The organism is Pseudomonas argentinensis (assembly GCF_001839655.2).
Classification (GTDB): domain Bacteria; phylum Pseudomonadota; class Gammaproteobacteria; order Pseudomonadales; family Pseudomonadaceae; genus Aquipseudomonas; species Aquipseudomonas argentinensis_B.
On the sequence record NZ_CP056087.1, the window covers coordinates 2,997,712 to 3,021,100 of the forward strand.

Here is a 23,389-nt window from a genome sequence, read left to right on the forward strand (position 1 = left end):
TCGTAGAACCGTAGCCCGGATTAGCCGCAGGCGTAACCCGGGAATCATCGCTGAGTCGTGAGGAAGAACCCGGGTGTCGCTTCGCTCGACCCGGGCTACAGGTACTGGTCAAGCCTGACGGTATACACCCTTGCCCGGCAGGCGCTCACGGTCGTGGGACGCATCGAATTCCAGCGCCGGCCCCTTGGGCACGATGCCGGTCGGATTGATGGTCTGGTGGCTGGCGTAGTAGTGGTGCTGGATATGCCACAGGTCCACGGTCGCCGCCACGCCGGGCCACTGGTACAGCTCGCGCAGCCAGTTGCTGAGGTTCGGGTAGTCGGCGATGCGCCGCAGGTTGCACTTGAAGTGGCCGTGGTACACCGCATCGAAGCGCACGATGGTGGTGAATAGCCGCCAGTCGGCCTCGGTCAGGTATTCGCCGGCCAGGTAGCGTGAATGGCCCAGGCGGGTCTCCAGTACCGTCAGCTCATCGAACAGTTCATCGAAGGCTTCCTCGTAGGCCGCCTGGGTGGTGGCGAAGCCGGCGCGATAGACGCCGTTGTTCACCGCCGGGTAGATGCGCGCATTGAGCGCGTCGATCTGCCCGCGCAAGGCCTCGGGGTAGAAATCCAGGTGGTTGCCGGTCAGCCCATTGAACGCCGAGTTGAACATGCGGATGATCTCCGCCGACTCGTTGCTGACGATGCGCTGTTGCCTCTTGTCCCACAGCAGCGGCACGGTGACCCGGCCGGTGTACTCCGGGTCGTCCCTGGTATAGCGCTGGTGCAGGAAGGCAAAGTCATCCAGGGCGTCGCCGCTGGAGCCGTGTTCGACGTCGAAGGTCCAGCCGTTCTCGCGCATCAGCCAACTGACTACCGACACGTCGATCAGCGGTTCGAGGCCCTTGAGCGTGCGCAGAATCAGCGTGCGGTGCGCCCAGGGGCAGGCCAGCGACACGTAGAGGTGATAGCGCCCGGCTTCGGCGGCAAAACCACCTTCGCCCGATGGGCCGGCCGAGCCGTCGGCGGTGATCCAGTTGCGCCGCTGGGCGTTCTCCCGCTTGAAGCGGCCGCCGGCGCCGGTGTCATACCATTGGTCGTGCCATTGGCCCTCGATCAGCAAGCCCATGTCCGTTACTCCCCCTATCATTTGATTGCCTGGAGTCTACCCAGTCAGCTATCGACAGAAGACGTAAAAACCGGGTTCAACGAATCGGCTGACTCGATAGATGGCGCGCCTGCCAGCGTGTTTCCGCCTCGGCGAACGCCGCATCACGCGACATGCCGAGCCCACGCAAGGCCAGCGCCATGGTGGCGATGATCGCGTATTGGCCATAGGCATCTTCGCCATCACCACGCCACACGGCCTGCAGGTGAGCCGGGTCCAGGTGCTCGGGTTTGACGTGGCGGCGCTCGGAAAGCATCGGCCAGTCCTCGTCCCAGTTCTCGCCGTGTTCGGTGCCGTACAGATGGCAGACGGCATCCGGGTTGAGTTCGATCTCGCCACCGTCACCCTTGACCACGATGGCGTGGTCGCCAAGCAGCCGGCTGGCCTCGCGGTGCACCGCCTGATAACCCGGGTGGAAGATGCTCTGCAGGCCGCAACGTGCGGCCAGGGGGTTGAGAATGCGCGCCAGGGAATGGATCGGCGAGCGCAGGCCCAGCACATTGCGCAGGTCGATCATGCGTTGCAGGGTGGGCATCCAGTCGCCCAGGGGCATAAAGACGAGGTTGCCGCTGTCCAGGTGTCGCGAAACCTCTTCCCAGCGGCGGCACAGCGGGATGTCCAGCTCGCCGAGCAGCTGCTCGCTGTACAGGCGCCCGGCGGTATGCGCGCCGCCGCCGTGCATGAAGATGCGCAGGCCGCTGCCTGCCAGGGCCTTGGCGGCGAGCAGGAACCAGGGCAGGTGGCGCTTCTTGCCGGCATAGGTCGGCCAGTCGAAATCGACCGCAATCGCTGGCGCCGCCAGGCGCGCGCGAACCGCTTCGGTAAAGCCGGCCATTTCCTCGGCGCTTTCCTCCTTGTGGCGCAGCAGCATCAGAAAGGCGCCGAGCTGGGCATCTTCGACCTTGCCGTCGAGGATCATGCCCATGGCCTCGCGGGCTTCCTCGCGGGTCAGGTTGCGCGCGCCGCGCTTGCCCTTGCCGAGAATGCGCACGAAGGCGGCGAAAGGATGTTCTGCGGGGGTGATCAGGTTCATAGGCAATTCGTGGGCTTGGGCAGGCCCGCCAGCTTGGCGGCGAGTTTGGCGGGAGTGCCATTGAACAGGCGGTTGAGGTGCAGGCTGTTGCCCTTGTCCGGCCCCAGTTTGAGGGCCACGTACTTGATCAGCGGGCGGTTGGCCGGCGACAGCTGGAACTCGGCGTAGAAAGCGCGCAGCAGCTCGAGGATCTCCCAGTGTTCGGCGCTCAGCTCAAGGGCTTCGCGCTCGGCCAGGGCCGTAGCGACCTCGACGGACCAAGCCTGCAGATCGAGCAGGTAGCCATCCTTGTCCAGCTCGATGGGGCGGTCGTTGACGATCAGGGTGCTCATGACCAGGTGTTCACCTTGCTGAATTGGCAGGCGAGGGCGACGAACCTCGGGTAGTCGATCCGCTCGATGGCTGCGGCAGGTTCAAGGCCGCGGGCCTGGATATCTTCGGCCAGGGCGTACAGCGAGACACCTTGCAGCGCTGCCAGGGCTTCTGCGTGGCCATTGCCAGGCTGGGCAGCGTAGGTGGCGTCGCCGCACAACAGCAGGCCGTCGCCGCTGCCCAGCAGGCGCAGGCAACTGCTCAGTCGGTCGTCGCTGAACGGGGAGCTGGAGAGTACATGCAGGGTCTTCATCACAGGGTGATCACCTGATCGTAGCGGTCGATAAGGGCGCGCAGCCCGTCGCTGTCCAGGCGCTCGACGTCCAGCGAGGTTTCCCTCAAGCCGCGCAGCGCAAGGCTATGGGCGCAGGCATACAGGGACTCGACGCCGAACATCGGCAGGGCCTGCAGGTTGGCGGTCAGATCCTTCTGCTGCACTGCCTGAGGCGCTTGCCCGACAGCCAGCTGCAGCACGCCGTCATCGAGAAACAGCAGGCCGATGGGCAGGTCGAAGGCGCCGCCGGCCAGGGCGATATCCAGCGCTTCGCGGGCGCCAGTGCCGTTCCAGGGTGCCTGGCGGCTGATGATCAGCAGGGATTGGCTCATCTCAGTCGCCTCCAAAGCAGATCAGCCGGTCGGCGTCTTGCGCCGCTTCGTGCAACTGGCCCAGGCCGGACAGCACCCAGGGCGCGGGCAGGTTGGCCGCCCCGCGCTCGTAGCGGCGTGCTTCCCTCTCGTCGAGCACGCCACGGCGCAGGGCGGCGGCGATGCACACCACACCGTCGAGCCCGTTGCTGGCGACGAATTCGCGCCACTGGCGCGCCACATCGGTTTCATCCTGGGGGCTGACGATGGTGCCCGAGGCGCTGTGCACGCCGTCGGCGTAGAAGAACAGGCGCACGATCTGGTGCCCGCCTTGCAGCGCCGCTTCGGCAAAGCGCAGCGCGCGGCGGGAAGAGGGCGCCGAAGGCGGCGAAAACAGGGCGATGGCGAATTTCATGAACGGCCCGGCTGTGGAAACAGGGCGCCATGATAAAGCCTGAGCGGTGGGGACAGAAACGAAAAAGCCCATATCCGCGGATATGGGCTTGCGCTGACGCAGTGCGAGCGGATTAGCGCTTGATGTCGCGCTGGGTCGGGCCGGTGTACAGCTGGCGCGGACGGCCGATCTTGTACGGGCCGGAGAGCATTTCCTTCCAGTGCGAGATCCAGCCGACGGTGCGCGCCAGAGCGAAGATCACGGTGAACATGCTGGTCGGAATGCCGATCGCCTTGAGGATGATCCCCGAGTAGAAGTCGACGTTCGGGTACAGGTTGCGTTCCTTGAAGTACGGATCGTTACGGGCGATCTCGTCGAGCTTCATCGCCAGTTCCAGCTGCGGGTCATTGATGCCCAGCTCGGCCAGTACTTCGTCGCAGGTCTGCTTCATGACCTGGGCGCGTGGGTCGAAGTTCTTGTAGACGCGGTGACCGAAGCCCATGAGTTTGAACGGGTCGTCCTTGTCCTTGGCCTTGGCGATGAACTTGTCGATGTTCGACACGTCACCGATTTCGTCCAGCATGGCCAGCACGGCTTCGTTGGCGCCACCGTGGGCCGGGCCCCAGAGCGCGGCGATACCGGCAGCGATACAGGCGAACGGGTTGGCACCCGAAGAGCCGGCCAGGCGCACGGTGGAGGTCGAAGCGTTCTGCTCGTGGTCGGCGTGCAGGATGAAGATGCGGTCCATGGCCTTGGCCAGCACGGGGCTGATCGGCTTGGTCTCGCACGGGGTGTTGAACATCATGTGCAGGAAGTTTTCCGCGTAGTTCAGATCATTACGCGGGTACATCATCGGCTCGCCCTTGGAGTACTTGTACACCATGGCGGCGATGGTCGGCATCTTGGCGACCAGGCGCATCGCGGAAATGTCGCGGTGCTGCGGGTTCTTGATGTCCAGTGAGTCGTGGTAGAAGGCGGAGAGGGCGCCGACCACGCCACACATGATGGCCATCGGATGGGCATCACGACGGAAGCCGTTGAAGAAGGTCTTCAGTTGTTCGTGAACCATGGTGTGGTTCTTGATGGTGCTGACGAACTGGGCCTTCTGCTCTTCGTTCGGCAGTTCGCCGTTGAGCAGCAGGTAGCAGGTCTCCAGGTAGTCGGCTTTCTCGGCCAGTTGCTCGATGGGGTAGCCGCGGTGCAGCAGTACGCCCTTGTCACCATCAATGTAGGTGATCTTCGACTCGCATGAGGCGGTCGACATGAAGCCGGGGTCGAAGGTGAAGTTGCCCGTGGCAGTCAGGCTCCGCACGTCGATGACATCTGGGCCAACGGTGCCGGATAAAACGGGCAGCTCGACGGGGGCTGCGCCCTCGATGATCAACTGCGCTTTTTTGTCAGCCATGTGTGGCCTCCTAGTTATGCTTGGAATCATCAGTCGGCCCCCCACGCAGGGCCCGCATCACTATAGTGTTATGAATCTGAAAGTCAATTTGCGAAAACCCAGGTACTAGAAGGGTTTGAGTGCCCTGCCTGCGACAAAAGGGCGCGCCCTATTACGCCATTTTCAGGCTTGACGCAATCGCTATTAGGTCGAGGTAACCGCGTTGTCATTAGCGACCTAACTGTCTATACTCTGCGCCCGACTACCAAGGGCCTTGAGCCCGGTTTCTGGTGGTTGTCACTTCTTGGGTGATGGGTACCTGACCAGTGCGCTTCCCGACAACTCAGCCCTGATAGCTGGGGCTCTCAGTGTGATAATAAAGCCGTGAATAGCCAACGACCTGTAAACTTAGACCTTCGGACGATAAAACTCCCAGTCACTGCTTACACGTCCATTCTTCACCGTATATCTGGCGTGATCCTTTTCCTCGGCATTGCCGTGCTGCTGTTCGGGCTCGACAAGTCGCTGGCCTCGGAAGAGGGCTTCGCGCAGGTGAAAGAATGCTTGACCAGCCCGCTGGCCAAGTTCGTGATCTGGGGACTGTTGTCCGCTCTGCTGTACCACCTGGTGGCCGGTGTGCGCCACCTGATCATGGATGCTGGAGTCGGTGAGACGCTGGAAGGCGGCAAGCTGGGTTCCAAAATCGTTCTCGTCGTATCGGCGATCCTGATCGTGCTGCTGGGGGTATGGATATGGTAACTAACGTCACGAATTTCTCGCGTTCGGGTCTCTACGACTGGATGGCTCAGCGCGTTTCTGCGGTCGTGCTCGCGGCTTATGTCCTGTTTCTGCTGGGCTACATCGTCCTGAATCCAGGCATGGGCTACGCGCAGTGGCATGGTCTGTTCTCCAATAATGCAATGCGCATCTTCAGCCTGTTGACCCTCGTTGCCCTCGGCGTTCACGCCTGGGTCGGCATGTGGACGATTTCCACCGACTACCTGACGCCGACCGCGTTGGGCAAGTGGGCAACCGTTGTGCGTTTTCTGTTCCAGGCCACGTGTGGCATCGCCATGTTCGTGTTCTTCGTCTGGGGCGTGCAGATTCTTTGGGGTTTCTGATTCATGACTAGCATTCGTACTCTTTCCTATGACGCCATCATCGTCGGTGGTGGCGGTGCCGGTATGCGCGCTGCGCTGCAGCTGGCGCAAGGCGGTCACAAGACAGCAGTGGTCACCAAGGTCTTCCCGACCCGTTCTCACACCGTTTCCGCCCAGGGCGGCATCACCTGTGCCATCGCCTCGAACGATCCGAACGATGACTGGCGCTGGCACATGTACGACACCGTCAAGGGTTCCGACTACATCGGTGACCAGGACGCCATCGAATACATGTGTTCCGTCGGCCCGGAAGCGGTGTTCGAACTCGAGCACATGGGGCTGCCGTTCTCCCGTACCGAGCAGGGTCGTATCTACCAGCGTCCGTTCGGTGGCCAGTCCAAGGGCCCGGACAATCCGACCCAGGCTGCCCGTACCTGCGCCGCTGCCGACCGTACCGGTCACGCCCTGCTGCACACCCTGTACCAGGCCAACCTGAAGGCCGGTACCTCGTTCCTCAACGAATGGTACGCGGTCGATCTGGTCAAGAACCAGGACGGCGCCATCGTCGGCGTCATCGCCATCTGCATCGAAACCGGCGAAACCGTCTACATCCGTTCCAAGGCCGTGGTGCTGGCCACCGGCGGTGCCGGCCGTATCTACGCCTCCACCACCAACGCGCTGATCAACACCGGTGACGGCGTGGGCATGGCCCTGCGTGCCGGCGTGCCGGTGCAGGACATCGAGATGTGGCAGTTCCACCCGACCGGTATCGCCGGCGCCGGTGTACTGGTTACCGAAGGCTGCCGTGGTGAGGGTGGTTACCTGATCAACGCCCATGGCGAGCGCTTCATGGAGCGTTATGCGCCCAACGCCAAGGACCTTGCCGGTCGTGACGTGGTGGCCCGTTCCATGGTCAAGGAAGTGATCGCCGGCAACGGCTGTGGCCCGAACAAGGACCACGTACTGCTCAAGCTCGATCACCTCGGTGAGGAAGTGCTGCACAGCCGCCTGCCAGGCATCTGCGAACTGTCCAAGACCTTCGCGCACGTCGACCCGGTGGTTGCGCCCGTTCCGGTCATCCCGACCTGCCACTACATGATGGGCGGCGTTGCCACCAACATCCATGGTCAGGCCATCACCCAGGACGCCAATGGCAACGACAGGATCATCGAGGGCCTGTTCGCCGTGGGCGAAGTGGCGTGCGTATCGGTGCACGGTGCCAACCGCCTGGGCGGCAACTCGCTGCTCGACCTGGTGGTATTCGGCCGCGCCGCCGGCCTGCACCTGGAAAAAGCGCTGAAGGAAGGCGTGGAAGTCCGCGGTGCCAGCGAAACCGACATCGAACTGTCGCTGGGCCGTCTGGCTGGCGTCAACGAGCGCAGCAGCGGTGAAGACGTCGCCACCCTCAAGCGCGAGCTGCAGTCGTGCATGCAGAACTACTTCGGCGTATTCCGTACCGGCGAATACATGAAGAAGGGCATCGCTCAGCTGTCCGACCTGCGCGAGCGCATCGCCAAGGTCAAGATCAACGACAAGAGTCAGGCCTTCAACACCGCGCGTATCGAAGCGCTGGAGCTGCAGAACCTGCTGGAAGTCGCCGAAGCCACTGCCATCGCAGCCGACACCCGTACCGAGTCCCGCGGCGCCCACGCCCGTGAAGACTTCGAGGACCGTGACGACACCAACTGGTTGTGCCACAGCCTGTACTTCCCGGGTGAGAAACGTGTCGCCAAGCGCGATGTCAACTTCTCGCCGAAGACCGTACCGGCGTTTGAACCCAAAGTTCGTACTTATTAAGGGTGGCTACCATGTCTCTTGGCAAAAGCTTGAAAGTCAGCGTTTATCGCTACAACCCGGAAGCGGACAAAGCGCCGTTCATGCAGGACTTCGACATCACCATCGATGGCAAGGACCTGATGGTGCTGGACATCCTGGCCCTGATCAAAGAGCAGGACGAAGGCTTCTCCTACCGTCGCTCCTGCCGTGAAGGCGTGTGCGGTTCCGACGGCATGAACATCAGCGGCAAGAACGGCCTGGCCTGCATCACGCCGATCTCCAGCGTGGTCAAGGGCAACAAGCTGGTGATCCGCCCGCTGCCCGGCCTGCCGGTCATTCGTGACCTGGTGGTCGACATGAGCATCTTCTACAAGCAGTACGAGAAGGTGCAGCCGTTCCTGCAGAACGACACCCCGGCTCCGGCCATCGAACGCCTGCAGTCGCCGGAAGAGCGCGAGAAGCTCGACGGCCTGTACGAGTGCATCCTGTGTGCGTGCTGCTCGACCAGCTGCCCGTCGTTCTGGTGGAACCCGGACAAGTTCCTGGGCCCGGCAGCCCTGCTGCAGGCCTACCGGTTCCTGGCCGACAGCCGTGATACCAAGACCGCGGAACGATTGGCATCGCTCGATGATCCATTCAGTGTGTTCCGCTGCCGCGGGATCATGAACTGCGTGAACGTGTGCCCCAAGGGTCTGAACCCGACCAAGGCCATCGGTCACGTACGCAACATGTTGCTGCAAAGCGGTACCTGATTCACCGTTCTTTAGCTGTACCCGTAACGCCTGCCGCACCGACGTAATGTCGGTGTTGCAGTATCGCCAGGGCGTTGGCCTAGCCGCCGACGCCCTTATACGAAAAATATGACGACCAGCAGGGGCATTCGGGCTGGTGCCCGGACTATCTGCGGGATTCTTGGTGGCTTGCTGAAGTCGCTGCAACATGACTTCGCAAGCCAGTCGGTGTCCTCGCCGGTGGTGTCCCCTTACCGAGGGTGACCAAGCATGCAAGAAAGCGTGATGCAGCGCATGTGGGACAGTGCCCACCTATCCGGTGGTAACGCTGCCTACGTGGAGGAGCTCTATGAGCTCTACCTGCACGATCCCAACGCCGTGCCGGAAGAGTGGCGCACTTATTTCGATAAGTTGCCGTCCGAAGGCAGCACCGCCAATGACGTATCGCACTCGACGATTCGTGATCATTTCGTGTTGCTGGCCAAGAACCAGCGTCGCACTCAGCCGGCTTCTGCCGGGACCGTGAGCAGCGAGCACGAGAAGAAGCAGGTCGAAGTGTTGCGGTTGATTCAGGCATTCCGCATGCGTGGCCACCAGGCGGCTCAGCTCGATCCGCTTGGGCTGTGGCAGCGCCCTGTTCCTGCTGATCTGTCGATCAGCCATTACAGCCTTACCGACGCGGATCTGGATACCACCTTCCGCACGGGTGGTCTGGCAATCGGCAAAGAAGAGGCAACTTTGCGGGAAATCCGCGACGCTTTGCATCAGACATATTGTCGCACCATCGGCTCCGAGTTCACCCACATCGTCGATTCCGATCAACGCAGCTGGTTCCAGCAGCGCCTGGAAAGCGTACGCGGCCGCCCGCAGGTTTCCGCCGAGGTGCAGAGCCATCTGCTCGAGCGTCTGACCGCCGCCGAAGGCCTGGAAAAGTACCTGGGCACCAAGTACCCGGGCACCAAGCGCTTTGGTCTGGAAGGTGGCGAGAGCCTGATTCCGCTGCTCGATGAAATCATCCAGCGCAGCGGTTCCTACGGCACCAAGGAAATCGTCATCGGCATGGCCCACCGTGGCCGTCTCAACGTGCTGGTCAACACCTTCGGCAAGAACCCGCGCGACCTGTTCGACGAGTTCGAGGGCAAGAAAGTCGAGGGCCTGAGCTCCGGTGACGTGAAATACCACCAGGGTTTCTCCTCCAACGTGATGACCTCCGGCGGTGAAGTTCACCTGGCGCTGGCGTTCAACCCGTCGCACCTGGAAATCGTCTCTCCGGTGGTCGAGGGCTCGGTACGGGCGCGTCAGGATCGTCGTAACGACGCCCTGGGCGACAAGGTACTGCCGATCTCCATCCACGGTGACGCCGCGTTCGCCGGTCAGGGCGTGGTCATGGAAACCTTCCAGATGTCGCAGACCCGTGCCTACAAGACGGGTGGCACCATCCACATTGTGATCAACAACCAGGTCGGCTTCACCACCAACCGGGCCGACGACGCGCGTTCCACCGAGTACGCCACCGACGTCGCCAAGATGATCCAGGCGCCGATCTTCCACGTGAATGGCGATGATCCGGAAGCCGTGCTGTTCGTCACCCAGCTGGCCGTCGATTACCGCATGCAGTACAAGCGTGACGTGGTCATCGACCTGGTCTGCTACCGCCGCCGTGGCCACAACGAGGCCGACGAGCCGAGCGGCACCCAGCCGCTGATGTACCAGCAGATCGCCAAGCAGCGCACCACCCGTGAGCTGTACGCCGATGCGCTGAGCCAGTCCGGCAGCCTCGATGTCGATGCCATCCAGGCCAAGGTGGACGACTACCGTACCGCCCTGGACAACGGTCAGCACGTGGTCAAGAGCCTGGTCAAGGAGCCGAACAAGGAACTGTTCGTCGACTGGCGTCCGTACCTGGGCCATGCCTGGACCGCGCGTCATGACACGCGCTTCGATCTCAAGACCCTGCAGGAGCTGTCCAACAAGCTCTTGGAAACGCCGGACGGCTTCGTCGTTCAGCGTCAGGTCACCAAGATCTACGAAGACCGCGCCAAGATGGGCGCCGGCGGCCTGCCGCTGAACTGGGGCTACGCCGAAACCATGGCCTATGCGACCCTGCTGGTCGAAGGTCACCCGATCCGTATCACCGGTCAGGACGTTGGCCGCGGTACCTTCTCGCACCGCCATGCGCAGTTGCACAACCAGAAGGACGGCACCTCCTACCTGCCGCTGCAGCACCTGTACGAAGGTCAGCCGCGTTTCGACCTGTACGACTCCTTCCTCTCGGAAGAAGCCGTGCTGGCCTTCGAATACGGCTACGCCACCACCACGCCGAACGCGCTGGTGATCTGGGAAGCCCAGTTCGGCGATTTCGCCAACGGCGCCCAGGTGGTGTTCGACCAGTTCATTTCCAGTGGCGAAACCAAGTGGGGCCGTCTGTGCGGCCTGACCATGCTGTTGCCGCACGGTTATGAAGGGCAGGGCCCGGAGCACTCCTCGGCACGTCTGGAGCGTTACCTGCAGCTGTGCGCAGAGCACAACATCCAGGTGGCGGTACCAACCACGCCGGCGCAGATCTACCACCTGCTGCGTCGCCAGGTCATTCGTCCGCTGCGCAAGCCACTGGTGGTGCTGACACCGAAGTCGCTGCTGCGCCACAAGCTGGCCGTATCGACCCTGGAAGATCTCGCCGAAGGCTCGTTCCAGACCGTCATTCCGGAAATCGATGCGATCGACCCGAAAAAGGTCGAGCGCCTGGTGCTGTGCAGCGGCAAGGTCTACTACGACCTGCTGGAAAAACGCCGCGCCGAAGGCCGCGAAGACATCGCCATCGTGCGTATCGAGCAGCTGTACCCGTTCCCGGAAGACGACCTGGCCGAGATTCTTGCGCCGTACAAGAACCTCAAGCACATCGTCTGGTGTCAGGAAGAGCCGATGAACCAGGGCGCCTGGTACTGCAGCCAGCACCACATGCGTCGTGCCGCTTCGGCGCACAAGAAGTCGCTGGTGCTCGAGTATGCCGGGCGTGATGCGTCGGCGGCTCCGGCCTGTGGTTACGCGTCCATGCACGCCGAGCAGCAGGAAAAACTGCTGCAGGATGCCTTCACCGTTTAACGCCATCGCGAAGGAGGCGGCCCACCGAGGCCGCTTCCTCGAAATCACCGAATTAAGGAAAAGAACACAATGGCTATCGAGATCAAAGCCCCTACATTCCCGGAATCGGTCGCCGACGGCACCGTGGCCACCTGGCACAAGAAGCCGGGCGAAGCGGTCAAGCGCGATGAGCTGATCGTCGACATCGAGACCGACAAGGTAGTGATCGAAGTGCTGGCCGAGGCCGATGGTGTGGTCGCCGAAATCATCAAGAACGAAGGCGATACCGTCCTCTCCAACGAAGTGCTGGGCAAGCTGACCGAGGGTGGCGCTGCCGCCGCCGCGCCGGCCGCTGCGCCTGCGCAAGCCGCTGCTGCGCCGGCTCAGGCTGCTGCTGCACCTGCCGCTGCTGGTGACGACCAGATCCTCTCGCCGGCCGCTCGCAAGCTGGCCGAAGAGAACGGCATCGACCCGAACAGCCTCAGCGGTTCGGGCAAGGGCGGCCGGGTGACCAAGGAAGACGTGGTCGCTGCCGTCGAAGCCAAGAAGAACGCGCCGGCCGCCAAGCCGGCTGCTACCGCCGCTGCAGCAGCGCCGGTGGTAAGCGGTGCTGGCGACCGCACCGAGAAGCGCGTGCCGATGACCCGCGTTCGCGCCACCGTTGCCCGCCGTCTGGTCGAAGCCCAGTCGAACATGGCGATGCTGACCACCTTCAACGAAGTCGACATGTCCGAGATCATGGCGCTGCGTTCGAAGTACAAGGACCAGTTCGAGAAAGCCCACAACGGCACTCGCCTGGGCTTCATGTCCTTCTTCGTCAAGGCGGCTACCGAGGCGCTGAAGCGTCTGCCGGCGGTCAACGCCTCGATCGATGGCAACGACATCGTCTACCATGGCTACCAGGACATCGGCGTAGCCGTTTCCAGCGACCGTGGTCTGGTGGTTCCGGTTCTGCGTAACGCCGAACTGATGGGCCTGGCCGACATCGAAGCCGGCATCGCTGCCTATGGCAAGAAAGCCCGTGACGGCAAGCTGTCGATCGAAGAGATGACTGGCGGCACCTTCACCATCACCAACGGAGGTACCTTCGGTTCGATGATGTCGACGCCGATCGTCAACCCGCCGCAGGCCGCGATCCTGGGCATGCACAACATCATCCAGCGCCCGGTTGCCGTGAACGGCCAAGTGGTCATTCGCCCGATGATGTACCTGGCACTGTCCTACGATCACCGCCTGATCGATGGTAAAGAAGCCGTGACCTTCCTGGTGACCATCAAGAACCTGCTGGAAGACCCAGCGCGTGTGCTGCTGGACATCTAATACACCAGCCTCAAGCTGCAAGCGCCAAGCTTCAAGAGAAGCGCTCCGTCTTGCAGCTTGAAGCTCGAAGCTTGAAGCTGAAAAGGAATCTTTTATGAGCCAGAAATTCGACGTGGTAGTCATCGGTGCCGGCCCTGGCGGCTATGTGGCCGCCATCAAGGCCGCTCAACTCGGTCTCAAGACCGCGTGCATCGAGAAGTACCAGGACAAGGACGGCAAGATCGCCCTGGGCGGCACCTGCCTGAACGTCGGTTGCATTCCCTCCAAGGCGCTGCTGGACAGCTCCTGGAAGTTCCACGAAGCCCAGGACGGTTTCGCCGTTCACGGCATCAGCGCCAAGGGCGTGAGCATCGACGTACCGGCAATGGTCGGTCGCAAGAACACCATCATCAAGAACCTCACCGGCGGCGTTGCCGGCCTGTTCAAGGCCAACGGCGTGACCCTGCTCGAAGGTCACGGCAAACTGCTGGCTGGCAAGAAAGTCGAAGTCACCGACAAGGACGGCCAGACCTCCATCGTCGAAGCCGACAACGTGATCCTGGCTTCCGGCTCGCGTCCGATCGACATCCCGCCGGCTCCGGTCGACCAGGATGTCATCGTCGATTCCACCGGCGCCCTGGAGTTCCAATCGGTACCGAAGAAGCTGGGCGTCATCGGCGCTGGCGTCATCGGTCTGGAACTGGGTTCGGTCTGGGCTCGCCTGGGCGCTGAAGTGACCGTTCTGGAAGCGCTGGACAAGTTCCTGCCGGCCGCTGACGAAGCCGTCTCCAAGGAAGCCTTCAAGACCCTCACCAAGCAGGGCCTGGACATCAAACTGGGCGCTCGCGTGACCGGCTCCGAAGTCAAGAAGAAGCAGGTTACCGTCAACTACACCGACTCGGCTGGCGAGCAGAAGATCGTCTTCGACAAGCTGATCGTTGCCGTTGGCCGTCGCCCGGTGACCACCGACCTGCTGGCTTCGGACAGCGGCGTGGACCTGGACGAGCGTGGCTACATCTTCGTCGACGACCATTGTGCCACCAGCGTTCCGGGCGTCTATGCCATCGGTGACGTGGTGCGCGGCATGATGCTCGCCCACAAGGCCTCGGAAGAGGGTGTGATGGTCGCCGAGCGCATCGCCGGCCACAAGGCGCAGATGAACTACGACCTGATCCCGTCGGTCATCTACACCCACCCGGAAATCGCGTGGGTCGGCAAGACCGAGCAGCAGCTCAAGAGCGAAGGCGTGGCCGTCAACGTCGGCACCTTCCCGTTCGCCGCCAGCGGTCGTGCCATGGCTGCCAACGACACCGGCGGTTTCGTCAAGGTCATCGCTGACGCCAACACCGACCGCGTGCTGGGCGTTCACGTCATCGGGCCAAGCGCGGCCGAGCTGGTACAGCAGGGCGCCATCGGCATGGAATTCGGCACCAGTGCCGAAGACCTGGGCATGATGGTGTTCTCGCACCCGACGCTGTCCGAGGCGCTCCACGAAGCCGCGCTGGCAGTCAACGGTGGCGCGATTCACATCGCCAACCGCAAGAAACGCTAAGAAATCGTCGGTGCGTTGCCGGCCCTTGGGCGGCGACGTACGGACGGTTTTTCGCGAAGCAGAACCACGGTGCATGGCCCGTGCGAGGCCCAGGCCTATCGCGGAATGTGCGCCGGGCTGCCTTGAGGCAGCCACAGGTGGTGCGGCACGTGAGTGCAGCACCGATGCGCAATACCTAAACGAAGACGGTAGACAAGCATGAATCTTCACGAGTATCAGGGTAAGCAGCTGTTCGCTGAATACGGCCTGCCCGTATCCAAGGGCTTCGCCGTAGACACCCCGGAAGAGGCCGCTGAGGCCTGCGAAAAAATCGGCGGGACCGAGTGGGTCGTCAAGGCTCAGGTACACGCTGGTGGCCGCGGTAAAGCGGGCGGTGTGAAACTGGTCAAGAGCAAGGAAGACGCCAAGGCTTTCGCTGCCAACTGGCTGGGCAAGCGCCTGGTGACCTATCAGACTGACGCCAATGGCCAGCCTGTCACCAAGATTCTGGTCGAGTCCTGCACCGACATCGCCAAGGAACTGTACCTGGGCGCGGTCGTTGACCGTTCCAGCCGCCGTATCGTGTTCATGGCCTCCACCGAAGGTGGCGTGGACATCGAGAAGATCGCTCACGAAACCCCTGAGAAGATCCTCAAGGCGACCATCGATCCGCTGGTCGGCGCACAGCCGTTCCAGGGCCGCGAGCTGGCTTTCCAGCTGGGCCTGGAAGGCAAGCAAGTCGCTCAGTTCGCCAAGATCTTCGTCGGTCTGGCCAAGCTGTTCAAAGACCACGACCTGGCCCTGCTGGAAGTCAACCCGCTGGTCATCAAGGCCGACGGCGACCTGCACTGCCTGGACGCGAAGATCAACATCGACGCCAACGCCATGTACCGTCAGCCGAAGCTGAAGACCTTCCACGACCCGTCCCAAGACGACGCCCGTGAAGCGCATGCTGCCAAGTTCGAACTGAACTACGTTGCCCTCGAAGGCAACATCGGCTGCATGGTCAACGGTGCCGGCCTGGCCATGGGTACCATGGACATCGTCAACCTGCACGGCGGCAAGCCAGCCAACTTCCTCGACGTAGGTGGCGGCGCAACCAAAGAGCGCGTGACCGAAGCCTTCAAGATCATCCTGTCCGACAGCAACGTCGCTGCCGTTCTGGTGAACATCTTCGGCGGTATCGTTCGTTGCGACATGATTGCCGAAGGCATCATCGGTGCAGTGAAAGAAGTTGGCGTTAAGGTTCCGGTTGTCGTCCGTCTGGAAGGCAACAACGCTGAACTGGGTGCCAAGGTACTGGCCGACAGCGGCCTGAACATCATCGCGGCAACCAGCCTGACCGACGCTGCTCAGCAAGTCGTCAAAGCTGCGGAGGGCAAGTAATGAGCGTCCTGATCAATAAAGACACCAAGGTCATCTGCCAGGGTTTCACTGGCTCGCAGGGTACCTTCCACTCCGAACAAGCCATCGCCTATGGCACCCAGATGGTTGGCGGCGTGACCCCGGGCAAGGGCGGCACCACTCACCTGGGCCTGCCGGTGTTCAACACCGTGAAAGAAGCCGTCGAAGCCACTGGCGCCGATGCTTCGGTCATCTACGTTCCGGCTCCGTTCTGCAAGGACTCGATCCTGGAAGCGGCTTTCGGCGGCATCAAGCTGATCGTCTGCATCACCGAAGGCATCCCGACCCTCGACATGCTCGACGCCAAGGTCAAGTGTGACGAGCTGGGCGTGCGCCTGATCGGCCCGAACTGCCCGGGCGTGATCACGCCCGGCGAGTGCAAGATCGGCATCATGCCGGGTCACATCCACCTGCCAGGCAAGGTCGGCATCGTGTCGCGTTCCGGCACCCTGACCTATGAAGCCGTCAAGCAGACCACTGACGCCGGCTTCGGCCAGTCCACCTGCGTGGGCATCGGTGGCGACCCCATCCCGGGCTCCAACTTCATCGACATCCTGAAGCTGTTCCAGGAAGACCCGAAGACCGAAGCGATCGTCATGATCGGCGAGATCGGCGGTTCGGCTGAAGAAGAAGCGGCTGCCTACATCAAGGCCAACGTCACCAAGCCTGTAGTGTCCTACATCGCTGGCGTTACCGCTCCTCCCGGCAAGCGTATGGGCCATGCTGGCGCCATCATCTCCGGCGGCAAAGGCACTGCAGACGAGAAATTCGCTGCTCTGCAGGACGCTGGCGTGAAGACCGTGCGTTCCCTGGCTGACATCGGCAAGGCCCTGGCCGAGCTGACCGGTTGGGAAGTGAAGAAGGCGTAAGCCATTCTGATCTGCAAAGAAGGCCACCCGAGGGTGGCCTTCTTTTTTGCCTGCAGAAATGTTGCCCAGGCGACAGCACATTACAGCCAGCCGTCAGCCGGGCTGGAACGGGCGGGGCGTTTGCGGCAAAATCGTTAGCTTTGCAACTAACGGGCCTGGTCTCTATCCGAAACCTGCTCGCAACAAGGGTTCGCGCCACAAGGGCGAACGACGTTTCCCTCTATCCATCGGGATTCCCTCTCTCAACTCGGTTTCAGTGATGTGGTATTTCCCTCTATGACTCGCTTGAAAAGCCTGGATATCCTGGCTCTCGGTTTCATGACGTTCGCGCTTTTTCTGGGCGCGGGCAACATCATCTTCCCGCCCAGTGCGGGCTTGTCTGCCGGTGAAAACATCGGTGCTGCCGCTGTGGGCTTTCTGCTGACCGGTGTCGGCCTGCCGCTGCTTACCGTGGTAGCTCTGGCGCGTGTGGGCGGTGGTCTGCCTGCTTTGACCACGCCAATGGGACGCTGGGCGGGTATCGCGCTGGCGGTGGCGGTGTATCTGACGATCGGCCCATTGTTCGCCACGCCACGCACCGCCGTCGCTTCGTTCGAAATCGGTGTGCAGCCTTTCGTGGGCAGCAGCGCAACGGCCCTGTTCGTCTACACCCTGGTGTACTTCGCGGTGGTGCTGTTCCTGTCGCTGACGCCCGGGCGCCTGGTCGATCGGGTCGGCAAGTTCATCACCCCGGTGCTGATCGTCGCCCTGGTGATCCTGGGCGGTGTCGCGGTGTTCGCACCGGCGGGTGAGGTGGGTGAGGCGACTGGCGCCTATCGCAGCGAACCCCTGGTACAGGGCTTCCTGCAGGGCTACCTGACCATGGATGCCCTGGGCGCTCTGGTGTTCGGCATCGTGATCGCCAATGCGGTACGTGCCCGGGGCATCACCGACAGTGGGCTGATCACCCGCTATTGCGTGATTGCCGGCATCATCGCCGCGGTGGCGCTGTCACTTGTCTACCTGTCGCTGTTCTATCTCGGTGCCACCAGCCATGAGCTGGCTGCTGGCGCGGAGAATGGCGGGCAGATTCTCTCCAGCTACGTGAACCAGACCTTTGGCTCTGCCGGTTCGCTGTTGCTGGCGGTGGTGATCATTCTGGCTTGCCTGACCACCGGCGTGGGCTTGCTGACGGCCTGTGGGGAGTTCTTCAGCGACCTGCTGAACGTGTCCTACCGCAGCGTGGTCATCGTGCTGGCGGTGTTCAGCCTGGCCGTCTCCAATCAGGGCCTGACCCAGCTGATCAGCGTGTCGGTGCCCGTGCTGGTCGGGCTTTACCCGCTGGCGATCGTGCTGGTGGCGTTGAGCCTGATGAACCGCTTGTGGGTATCGCAGCGCCGAGTATTCATGCCGGTCATGGCCGTCACCTTGATCTTCGGCGTGGCCGACGGCATGGCCGCCGCAGGCTGGGGGGCCTACGTGCCCCAGGTGCTGAGCAAGTTGCCGCTGGCCGCCCAGAGCCTGGGCTGGCTGGTTCCGGTACTGGTGACACTGGTGACCAGCTGCGTGGTCGATCGCGCGTGTGGAGCCAAGCGTCAGGTCAGCGCCTGATCGCCCCTGCGCCGCACAAGAGCCGCTCCCCTGGAGCGGCTTTTTATTGCCTGCCACGGCTATAATCGCTCCAGCTTACAAGGAGCCTGCATGTCCATCAGCGAAGACTACCTCCACCATCTGATTGCCGCCTGCTGGTTCGTCCTGTGCTGGGCAGGCTACACCCGCTATGCCCACGCCAAGGGGCGCACCACGCCATGTCTGGCCAGCGTGCTGCACCTGTATCGCGAGGACTGGATGCGCCGCATGCTGCTGCGCGAGAACCGAATCGCCGACGCCAATGTGATCGGCAACCTCGAGCGCAACGCCTCGTTCTTCGCCTCCAGCACCTTGATCATCCTGGCCGGTATTCTTACCGTGCTGGGCGCCTCGGATCGCGCGGTTTCGCTGCTCGCCGACCTGCCGTTCGTGCAGTCGGTCAGCCGCGGCATCTCCGAGGTCAAGCTGCTGTGCCTGGGCGTGGTGTTCGTCTACGCCTTCTTCACCTTCAGCTGGTGCATGCGCCAATACAACTTCGCCGCCGTGCTGGTGGGCTCGGCGCCGATGATCGGCGAGCGCCACGTGACCGAGCAGGAGCGCAAGGCGTTCGCCGAGCGCACCGCGCGGGTGATCTCGATGGCGGCCAACCAGTTCAACTATGGCCTGCGCGCCTACTATTTCGGTATGGCCACCCTGGCGTGGTTCATCAACCCCTGGTTCTTCATGATGGTCAGCGCAGGGGTCGTGGTGGTGTTGTATCGCCGCGAGTTCCATTCGGATGTACTGGAAGTCATGGTGTACACACAAACGCCGACCTTCGAGCCGGCCAAGGAGAAAAGCGAGTGAGCATTCCATTCTGGTGCATCTTCATCAGCGCCTTGCTGATCTTCATCGCGAAGATACCGGTGGCCAAGGCAATGAAGGAGGAGGGAGGGCACTACGATAACCATCATCCGCGAGCGCAGCAGGCACGCCTGACAGGCGTGGGCGCACGCGCATTGGCGGCGCATCAGAATAGCTTCGAGATGTTCCCGCTTTTTGCCGTGGGCGTGTTGATGGCGCAGGTTACCCAAAGCAGCGGATGGCTGGTCGATATGCTTGCGGTGATATTTGTGCTTTCGCGAGTGCTCTACCTGCTGTGCTATCTGGCAGATCTGCATTGGCAGCGCAGTGCGGTATGGGTGGTGGGCTTGATATGCAGCTTGTTACTGATGCTGACGCCAGCACTCTGACAGGTGCAGGGCCGGGAGAGGGGACACTATCCGCAGCAAGCTGCGGATAGTGTGACAAGCATTAAGGCTGCTTGGCAGGTGCGGCTGGCTCAGCCGGTACCGCGGGTGGTGTAGCGGGCATGCCATCACCAGGTGCGGTGTTTTCCGGCGTGCTCTGCTGAGAATTCTGCTGTTGCTCGTCGGCGCGCTCTTGGGCAGCCTCGGCTTCTTTCTGAGCAGCTTCGTTGCTCTCTTGTGCCGCGTCGTTCATGGACTCTTGAGCTTCGGTACGGGATTCCTGAGCTTCTTGAGCTTTGTTTTCGGAAGGCTTGTCACAGGCCGCAAGGCCCAGCGTGGCAGCCAGCATGAAGGCGTAAGCGACTGATTTTTGCATGGTGGTGTTTCTCCTTAGGGTGAATGCCATTACCGTTTTTCGAGGCGCCGAAGGCGGGATAAGTTCACTGACTTTGTATCAACGCGCTTTTTTGTCCCGCTCAACCCCGTGAAAGCACCAATCCAGGGCCACCACGAAAAACGAAAAGGCTCGACGCGTCGATGGAACGCGCGCGCCGTGATGATTATCGTGGCGCCTTTTGCGCCGCTGACCGTGCTCGGTCGACGCCTGCTACTGATCTAAGGAAATCGAATGGATGCGTTGTTGATCCTGGGCGGCCTGCTGCTGATCCTCGTCGGCCTGGTGCTGTTGGTGATGCGCGGCTTCGCCACCAGCCTGCTATGGGGCTGGGCATGCCTGTTGCCGCCGTTGACGCTGCTGTTCATCGTGCGGCACTGGCGTCGGGCCAAGCAGCCCCTGGGCTGCTGCGCCCTGGGTATGATTCCGCTGATCGTCGGGCTGGCGGTGATGGCCGGGCAGGATCCGCAACGCCTGGAGGCCATCATCGGTCTGCAGTGGCTGCAGACCGAGCAGCCGGCATCGGGTGAGCTGGACATTCATCTGCATGGCCAGCTCAAGGGCGAGCCCTTCACGCCCCAGGAAGGTGCGCTTATCGATGGCGTGCTCAGCCTGCGCGAGGGCCAGGATTTCTTCGCGCGTCGCGAGTTGAGCATTCGCGGTCTGCCAGTGGGCGCCGACGGCTTGCGGCTGGATGTACTGCCCGATGATCCGGGGCAATTGCCGGAAGTCGAGCTGAGCTGGTTGTCGCCCGACCAGGAGCTGCCCGAGGCCCGTCAGCTCAAGGGTGGTTATACCCTGCACCTGGACCTGCGTCCAGAGGAGCCGAACCGCCTGGTGGGCGAATTCCATCTAGTGTTGCCGGCGCAGTTCCAGACCACCCTGACCGGCAAGGTCGAGCTGTTTCGCAATGGCTTGCGCTACCGGCAGGGCGAGGTCGATCGCACGGTCGATTCGCGCGATACCCTGAGCTACCTGATCACCGATTACCTGCAGCGACGCTTCGCCACCCGTGACGTGCAGCTGGCGCCGCTACCGTTGCACAACGTGACCACCGGCAGCTTGGCGCTCGACGTACAGGCGCGTGTGGGCGGCCAGGAACAGCGCGTTCCGGTGCACTTGAGCAAGCATCCGCAGCTTGGCTGGCGAGTCGATGATGATCGTTTCCCCGAGTTGCCTGAAATCGATAAATCCGCTGCGGCCGCTGCTGCGCCCAAACCGGCGCTGAGCGCGCCACCCACACCGCCCGATACGCGCCCGGAGCTGACTCTGGCGCGCCTGCTCGCCGAGCCGCAGCGCTACGTCAACCAGCCCATGCGCCTGTTTAGCGAGAAGGGCAGCGCGGTTCAGGGCCAGTTCGCCGGCCTCGACGAACAGGGGCAACTGGTGCTGCGTCAGCGCCTGAACGGCGCGGGCGAGGCACGCTTCACCATGGCGCCGGCGGACGTGGTGTATGTGGAGCGCGTCGACGACTGACTTGAATTTTTCCATGCCGCCCCCACCTGATGGTCATCCGCCGTACCGCGGCTTAGCCATCAATGTGGAGTTAGATGACCATGAGTGTGGAAACTCAAAAAGAAACCCTGGGCTTCCAGACCGAGGTAAAGCAGCTGCTGCACCTCATGATTCACTCGCTGTATTCCAACAAGGAAATCTTCCTGCGCGAGTTGATCTCCAACGCCTCCGACGCCGTCGACAAACTGCGTTTCGAGGCGCTGGCCAAGCCTGAGCTGCTCGAAGGCGGCTCCGAGCTGAAAATCCGGGTGAGCTTCGACAAGGACGCCAAGACCGTCACCCTCGAAGACAACGGCATTGGCATGAGCCGCGAAGAGACCATCGCCCACCTGGGCACCATCGCCAAGTCCGGCACCGCCGACTTCCTGAAGAACCTCTCCGGTGACCAGAAGAAGGACTCGAGCCTGATCGGCCAGTTCGGCGTCGGCTTCTATTCCGCGTTCATCGTCGCCGACAAGGTGGAGGTGTTCACCCGTCGCGCCGGTCTGGCTGCTGGCGAAGGCGTGCACTGGGCCTCGAAGGGCGAAGGCGAATTCGAGATCGCCACCGTCGAGAAAGCCGAGCGCGGTACCCGTATCGTCCTGCATCTGAAGAGCGGCGAGGAAGAGTTCGCCGATGGCTGGCGCCTGCGCAACGTCATCAAGAAGTACTCCGACCATATCGGCCTGCCGATCGAGCTGCCGAAGGAATTCCACGGCGAAGAGAAGGACAAGCCGGCCGAGGGGTGGGAGGTAGTCAACCGCGCCAGCGCGCTGTGGACGCGCCCGCGCACCGAGGTCACCGATGAGCAGTACCAGGAATTCTACAAACACGTTTCCCACGACTACGACAACCCGCTGAGCTGGAGCCACAACAAGGTCGAAGGCAAGCTGGAATACACCTCGCTGCTGTACGTGCCAGGCCGTGCCCCGTTCGACCTGTACCAGCGTGAAGCGCCGCGCGGTCTGAAGCTGTATGTGCAACGCGTGTTCATCATGGACCAGGCCGACGAGTTCCTGCCGCTGTACCTGCGCTTCATCAAGGGTGTGATCGACTCCAACGACCTGTCGCTGAACGTTTCGCGCGAGATCCTGCAGAAGGACCCGGTGATCGACTCCATGAAGTCGGCGCTGACCAAACGCGTGCTCGACATGCTGGAGAAACTGGCGAAGAACGAGCCCGAGCAGTACAAGACCTTCTGGAAGAACTTCGGCCAGGTACTCAAGGAAGGTCCGGCGGAAGACTTCGCCAACAAGGAGAAGATCGCCGGCCTGCTGCGCTTCGCCTCGACCGCCGAAGGCGAGGGCGAGCCGGTGGTCTCCCTGGGCGACTACGTCAGCCGTCTGAAGGAAGGCCAGGACAAGATCTACTTCCTCACTGGCGAGTCCTATGCCCAGGTCAAGAACAGCCCGCACCTGGAAGTCTTCCGCAAGAAAGGCATCGAAGTGCTGTTGCTCACCGATCGCATCGACGAATGGCTGATGAGCTACCTCACCGAGTTCGACGGCAAGTCGTTCATCGACGTGGCCCGTGGTGATCTGGACCTCGGCTCGCTGGACTCGGAAGAGGACAAGAAGGCCCAGGAAGAAGTCGCCAAGAGCAAGGAAGGCCTGGTCGAACGCCTGAAAACCGCGCTGGGCGAGCAGGTCGCCGAGGTTCGCGTTTCCCACCGCCTGACCGACTCGCCGGCCATCCTGGCCATCGGCGAACAGGACCTGGGTCTGCAGATGCGCCAGATCCTCGAAGCCAGCGGGCAGAAGGTGCCGGACTCGAAGCCGATCTTCGAATTCAACCCGAGCCACCCGCTGATCGAGAAGCTGGATGCCGAGCCGGACGAAGATCGCTTTGGCGACCTGTCGCATATCCTCTTCGACCAGGCCGCCCTGGCAGCAGGCGACAGCCTGAAGGACCCGGCCGCCTACGTGCAGCGCCTGAACAAGCTGTTGGTCGAGCTGTCCGCCTGAGAACCTGTCTACGACTAACTGCGCGTCGGCC

General features: G+C 62.3%; 22 protein-coding genes. 14 read left to right on the forward strand and 8 right to left on the reverse strand.

Going from position 1 to position 23,389, the window contains the following annotated elements; translation table 11 throughout:
• Positions 1-108: 108 nt before the first annotated feature.
• The 7 genes from SA190iCDA_RS13250 to gltA all read right to left on the reverse strand — a co-directional run bounded on the left by SA190iCDA_RS13250 (position 109) and on the right by gltA (position 4,938).
• Positions 109-1,110: a glutathione S-transferase family protein gene (locus tag SA190iCDA_RS13250; RefSeq protein WP_070887743.1), complete on the reverse strand. Its 1,002-nt coding sequence runs from the start codon at positions 1,108-1,110 to the stop codon at positions 109-111.
• A 76-nt stretch (positions 1,111-1,186) separates the two neighbouring features.
• The gene (locus tag SA190iCDA_RS13255; RefSeq protein WP_070887742.1) at positions 1,187-2,182 is read right to left on the reverse strand and encodes a glycosyl transferase family protein; all 996 of its coding nucleotides are present in this window, start codon (positions 2,180-2,182) and stop codon (positions 1,187-1,189) included.
• Complete coding sequence (locus SA190iCDA_RS13260) at positions 2,179-2,514, reverse strand: TusE/DsrC/DsvC family sulfur relay protein (RefSeq protein ID WP_070887741.1); 336 nt, start codon at positions 2,512-2,514, stop codon at positions 2,179-2,181. Before SA190iCDA_RS13260 ends, SA190iCDA_RS13255 begins: the two co-directional genes overlap by 4 nt.
• Positions 2,511-2,807: a sulfurtransferase complex subunit TusB gene (tusB, locus tag SA190iCDA_RS13265; protein ID WP_070887740.1), complete on the reverse strand. Its 297-nt coding sequence runs from the start codon at positions 2,805-2,807 to the stop codon at positions 2,511-2,513. The genes SA190iCDA_RS13260 and tusB overlap by 4 nt, the downstream gene beginning before the upstream one ends.
• Entirely contained in the window at positions 2,807-3,160 is a 354-nt protein-coding gene (gene tusC / locus SA190iCDA_RS13270; RefSeq protein WP_070887739.1) for a sulfurtransferase complex subunit TusC, read from the reverse strand. The genes tusB and tusC overlap by 1 nt, the downstream gene beginning before the upstream one ends.
• 1 nt (position 3,161) lies before the next feature.
• Positions 3,162-3,554, reverse strand: coding sequence for a sulfurtransferase complex subunit TusD (gene tusD, locus SA190iCDA_RS13275; protein ID WP_070887738.1), 393 nt, complete (start codon positions 3,552-3,554; stop codon positions 3,162-3,164).
• Between the two features lie 112 nt (positions 3,555-3,666).
• Entirely contained in the window at positions 3,667-4,938 is a 1,272-nt protein-coding gene (gene gltA / locus SA190iCDA_RS13280; protein ID WP_070887737.1) for a citrate synthase, read from the reverse strand.
• A 363-nt stretch (positions 4,939-5,301) separates the two neighbouring features.
• On the opposite strand from gltA, the gene sdhC reads away from it, so the two are divergent.
• From sdhC to SA190iCDA_RS13340, 12 genes are all read left to right on the forward strand, one after another.
• Entirely contained in the window at positions 5,302-5,676 is a 375-nt protein-coding gene (gene sdhC, locus SA190iCDA_RS13285) for a succinate dehydrogenase, cytochrome b556 subunit (protein WP_070887736.1), read from the forward strand.
• Positions 5,670-6,038, forward strand: coding sequence for a succinate dehydrogenase, hydrophobic membrane anchor protein (sdhD, locus tag SA190iCDA_RS13290; protein WP_070887735.1), 369 nt, complete (start codon positions 5,670-5,672; stop codon positions 6,036-6,038). The genes sdhC and sdhD overlap by 7 nt, the downstream gene beginning before the upstream one ends.
• Positions 6,039-6,041: 3 nt before the next feature.
• Positions 6,042-7,814 carry a succinate dehydrogenase flavoprotein subunit gene (sdhA, locus tag SA190iCDA_RS13295; protein WP_070887734.1) on the forward strand — a complete coding sequence of 591 codons (1,773 nt, stop codon included), beginning with the start codon at positions 6,042-6,044 and terminating at the stop codon, positions 7,812-7,814.
• Between the two features lie 11 nt (positions 7,815-7,825).
• Entirely contained in the window at positions 7,826-8,545 is a 720-nt protein-coding gene (locus SA190iCDA_RS13300; RefSeq protein ID WP_013791587.1) for a succinate dehydrogenase iron-sulfur subunit, read from the forward strand.
• A 249-nt stretch (positions 8,546-8,794) separates the two neighbouring features.
• Positions 8,795-11,626, forward strand: coding sequence for a 2-oxoglutarate dehydrogenase E1 component (locus SA190iCDA_RS13305; protein WP_070887733.1), 2,832 nt, complete (start codon positions 8,795-8,797; stop codon positions 11,624-11,626).
• A gap of 69 nt (positions 11,627-11,695) precedes the next feature.
• On the forward strand, positions 11,696-12,925 hold the full coding sequence (odhB, locus tag SA190iCDA_RS13310; protein WP_070887732.1) for a 2-oxoglutarate dehydrogenase complex dihydrolipoyllysine-residue succinyltransferase: 1,230 nt from the start codon (positions 11,696-11,698) through the stop codon (positions 12,923-12,925).
• Between the two features lie 94 nt (positions 12,926-13,019).
• Positions 13,020-14,456, forward strand: a complete 1,437-nt coding sequence (gene lpdA / locus SA190iCDA_RS13315) for a dihydrolipoyl dehydrogenase (RefSeq protein ID WP_070887731.1) — start codon at positions 13,020-13,022, stop codon at positions 14,454-14,456.
• Between the two features lie 198 nt (positions 14,457-14,654).
• Entirely contained in the window at positions 14,655-15,821 is a 1,167-nt protein-coding gene (gene sucC, locus SA190iCDA_RS13320; protein WP_070887730.1) for an ADP-forming succinate--CoA ligase subunit beta, read from the forward strand.
• A complete protein-coding gene (gene sucD / locus SA190iCDA_RS13325; RefSeq protein ID WP_070887729.1) occupies positions 15,821-16,708 on the forward strand; it encodes a succinate--CoA ligase subunit alpha in 888 nt (295 codons plus the stop codon). The genes sucC and sucD overlap by 1 nt, the downstream gene beginning before the upstream one ends.
• 276 nt (positions 16,709-16,984) lie before the next feature.
• Positions 16,985-18,298 (forward strand): branched-chain amino acid transport system II carrier protein, encoded by a 1,314-nt coding sequence (gene brnQ, locus SA190iCDA_RS13330; protein WP_070887728.1) that lies wholly within the window; start codon positions 16,985-16,987, stop codon positions 18,296-18,298.
• A 90-nt stretch (positions 18,299-18,388) separates the two neighbouring features.
• Positions 18,389-19,123, forward strand: coding sequence for a DUF599 domain-containing protein (locus tag SA190iCDA_RS13335; RefSeq protein ID WP_070887727.1), 735 nt, complete (start codon positions 18,389-18,391; stop codon positions 19,121-19,123).
• Entirely contained in the window at positions 19,120-19,509 is a 390-nt protein-coding gene (locus tag SA190iCDA_RS13340; RefSeq protein ID WP_070887726.1) for an MAPEG family protein, read from the forward strand. Before SA190iCDA_RS13335 ends, SA190iCDA_RS13340 begins: the two co-directional genes overlap by 4 nt.
• A 61-nt stretch (positions 19,510-19,570) precedes the next feature.
• On the opposite strand, the gene SA190iCDA_RS13345 is transcribed toward SA190iCDA_RS13340, so the two are convergent.
• Positions 19,571-19,882 carry a hypothetical protein gene (locus SA190iCDA_RS13345; RefSeq protein WP_070887725.1) on the reverse strand — a complete coding sequence of 104 codons (312 nt, stop codon included), beginning with the start codon at positions 19,880-19,882 and terminating at the stop codon, positions 19,571-19,573.
• Between the two features lie 252 nt (positions 19,883-20,134).
• Here SA190iCDA_RS13345 and SA190iCDA_RS13350 point away from each other — a divergent pair, with 252 nt between their 5' ends.
• Together SA190iCDA_RS13350 and htpG are read left to right on the forward strand one after the other, a co-directional pair.
• A complete protein-coding gene (locus SA190iCDA_RS13350) occupies positions 20,135-21,376 on the forward strand; it encodes an MFS transporter (protein ID WP_070887724.1) in 1,242 nt (413 codons plus the stop codon).
• A gap of 80 nt (positions 21,377-21,456) precedes the next feature.
• Positions 21,457-23,358: a molecular chaperone HtpG gene (gene htpG, locus SA190iCDA_RS13355; RefSeq protein ID WP_070887846.1), complete on the forward strand. Its 1,902-nt coding sequence runs from the start codon at positions 21,457-21,459 to the stop codon at positions 23,356-23,358.
• Positions 23,359-23,389 lie beyond the last annotated feature (31 nt).

What these genes read in the sequence shown, in the direction of transcription:
- sdhA (WP_070887734.1), top strand. Translation starts at nt 6,042, where the DNA reads ATGACTAGCATTCGTACTCTTTCCTATGACGCCATCATCGTCGGTGGT.
- SA190iCDA_RS13250 (WP_070887743.1), bottom strand. Translation starts at nt 1,110, where the DNA reads ATGGGCTTGCTGATCGAGGGCCAATGGCACGACCAATGGTATGACACC.
- lpdA (WP_070887731.1), top strand. Translation starts at nt 13,020, where the DNA reads ATGAGCCAGAAATTCGACGTGGTAGTCATCGGTGCCGGCCCTGGCGGC.
- SA190iCDA_RS13300 (WP_013791587.1), top strand. Translation starts at nt 7,826, where the DNA reads ATGTCTCTTGGCAAAAGCTTGAAAGTCAGCGTTTATCGCTACAACCCG.
- SA190iCDA_RS13305 (WP_070887733.1), top strand. Translation starts at nt 8,795, where the DNA reads ATGCAAGAAAGCGTGATGCAGCGCATGTGGGACAGTGCCCACCTATCC.
- odhB (WP_070887732.1), top strand. Translation starts at nt 11,696, where the DNA reads ATGGCTATCGAGATCAAAGCCCCTACATTCCCGGAATCGGTCGCCGAC.
- SA190iCDA_RS13260 (WP_070887741.1), bottom strand. Translation starts at nt 2,514, where the DNA reads ATGAGCACCCTGATCGTCAACGACCGCCCCATCGAGCTGGACAAGGAT.
- sucD (WP_070887729.1), top strand. Translation starts at nt 15,821, where the DNA reads ATGAGCGTCCTGATCAATAAAGACACCAAGGTCATCTGCCAGGGTTTC.
- sdhD (WP_070887735.1), top strand. Translation starts at nt 5,670, where the DNA reads ATGGTAACTAACGTCACGAATTTCTCGCGTTCGGGTCTCTACGACTGG.
- sucC (WP_070887730.1), top strand. Translation starts at nt 14,655, where the DNA reads ATGAATCTTCACGAGTATCAGGGTAAGCAGCTGTTCGCTGAATACGGC.
- tusD (WP_070887738.1), bottom strand. Translation starts at nt 3,554, where the DNA reads ATGAAATTCGCCATCGCCCTGTTTTCGCCGCCTTCGGCGCCCTCTTCC.
- gltA (WP_070887737.1), bottom strand. Translation starts at nt 4,938, where the DNA reads ATGGCTGACAAAAAAGCGCAGTTGATCATCGAGGGCGCAGCCCCCGTC.
- htpG (WP_070887846.1), top strand. Translation starts at nt 21,457, where the DNA reads ATGAGTGTGGAAACTCAAAAAGAAACCCTGGGCTTCCAGACCGAGGTA.
- brnQ (WP_070887728.1), top strand. Translation starts at nt 16,985, where the DNA reads ATGACTCGCTTGAAAAGCCTGGATATCCTGGCTCTCGGTTTCATGACG.
- SA190iCDA_RS13255 (WP_070887742.1), bottom strand. Translation starts at nt 2,182, where the DNA reads ATGAACCTGATCACCCCCGCAGAACATCCTTTCGCCGCCTTCGTGCGC.
- SA190iCDA_RS13350 (WP_070887724.1), top strand. Translation starts at nt 20,135, where the DNA reads ATGGATGCGTTGTTGATCCTGGGCGGCCTGCTGCTGATCCTCGTCGGC.
- tusC (WP_070887739.1), bottom strand. Translation starts at nt 3,160, where the DNA reads ATGAGCCAATCCCTGCTGATCATCAGCCGCCAGGCACCCTGGAACGGC.
- tusB (WP_070887740.1), bottom strand. Translation starts at nt 2,807, where the DNA reads ATGAAGACCCTGCATGTACTCTCCAGCTCCCCGTTCAGCGACGACCGA.
- SA190iCDA_RS13335 (WP_070887727.1), top strand. Translation starts at nt 18,389, where the DNA reads ATGTCCATCAGCGAAGACTACCTCCACCATCTGATTGCCGCCTGCTGG.
- SA190iCDA_RS13345 (WP_070887725.1), bottom strand. Translation starts at nt 19,882, where the DNA reads ATGCAAAAATCAGTCGCTTACGCCTTCATGCTGGCTGCCACGCTGGGC.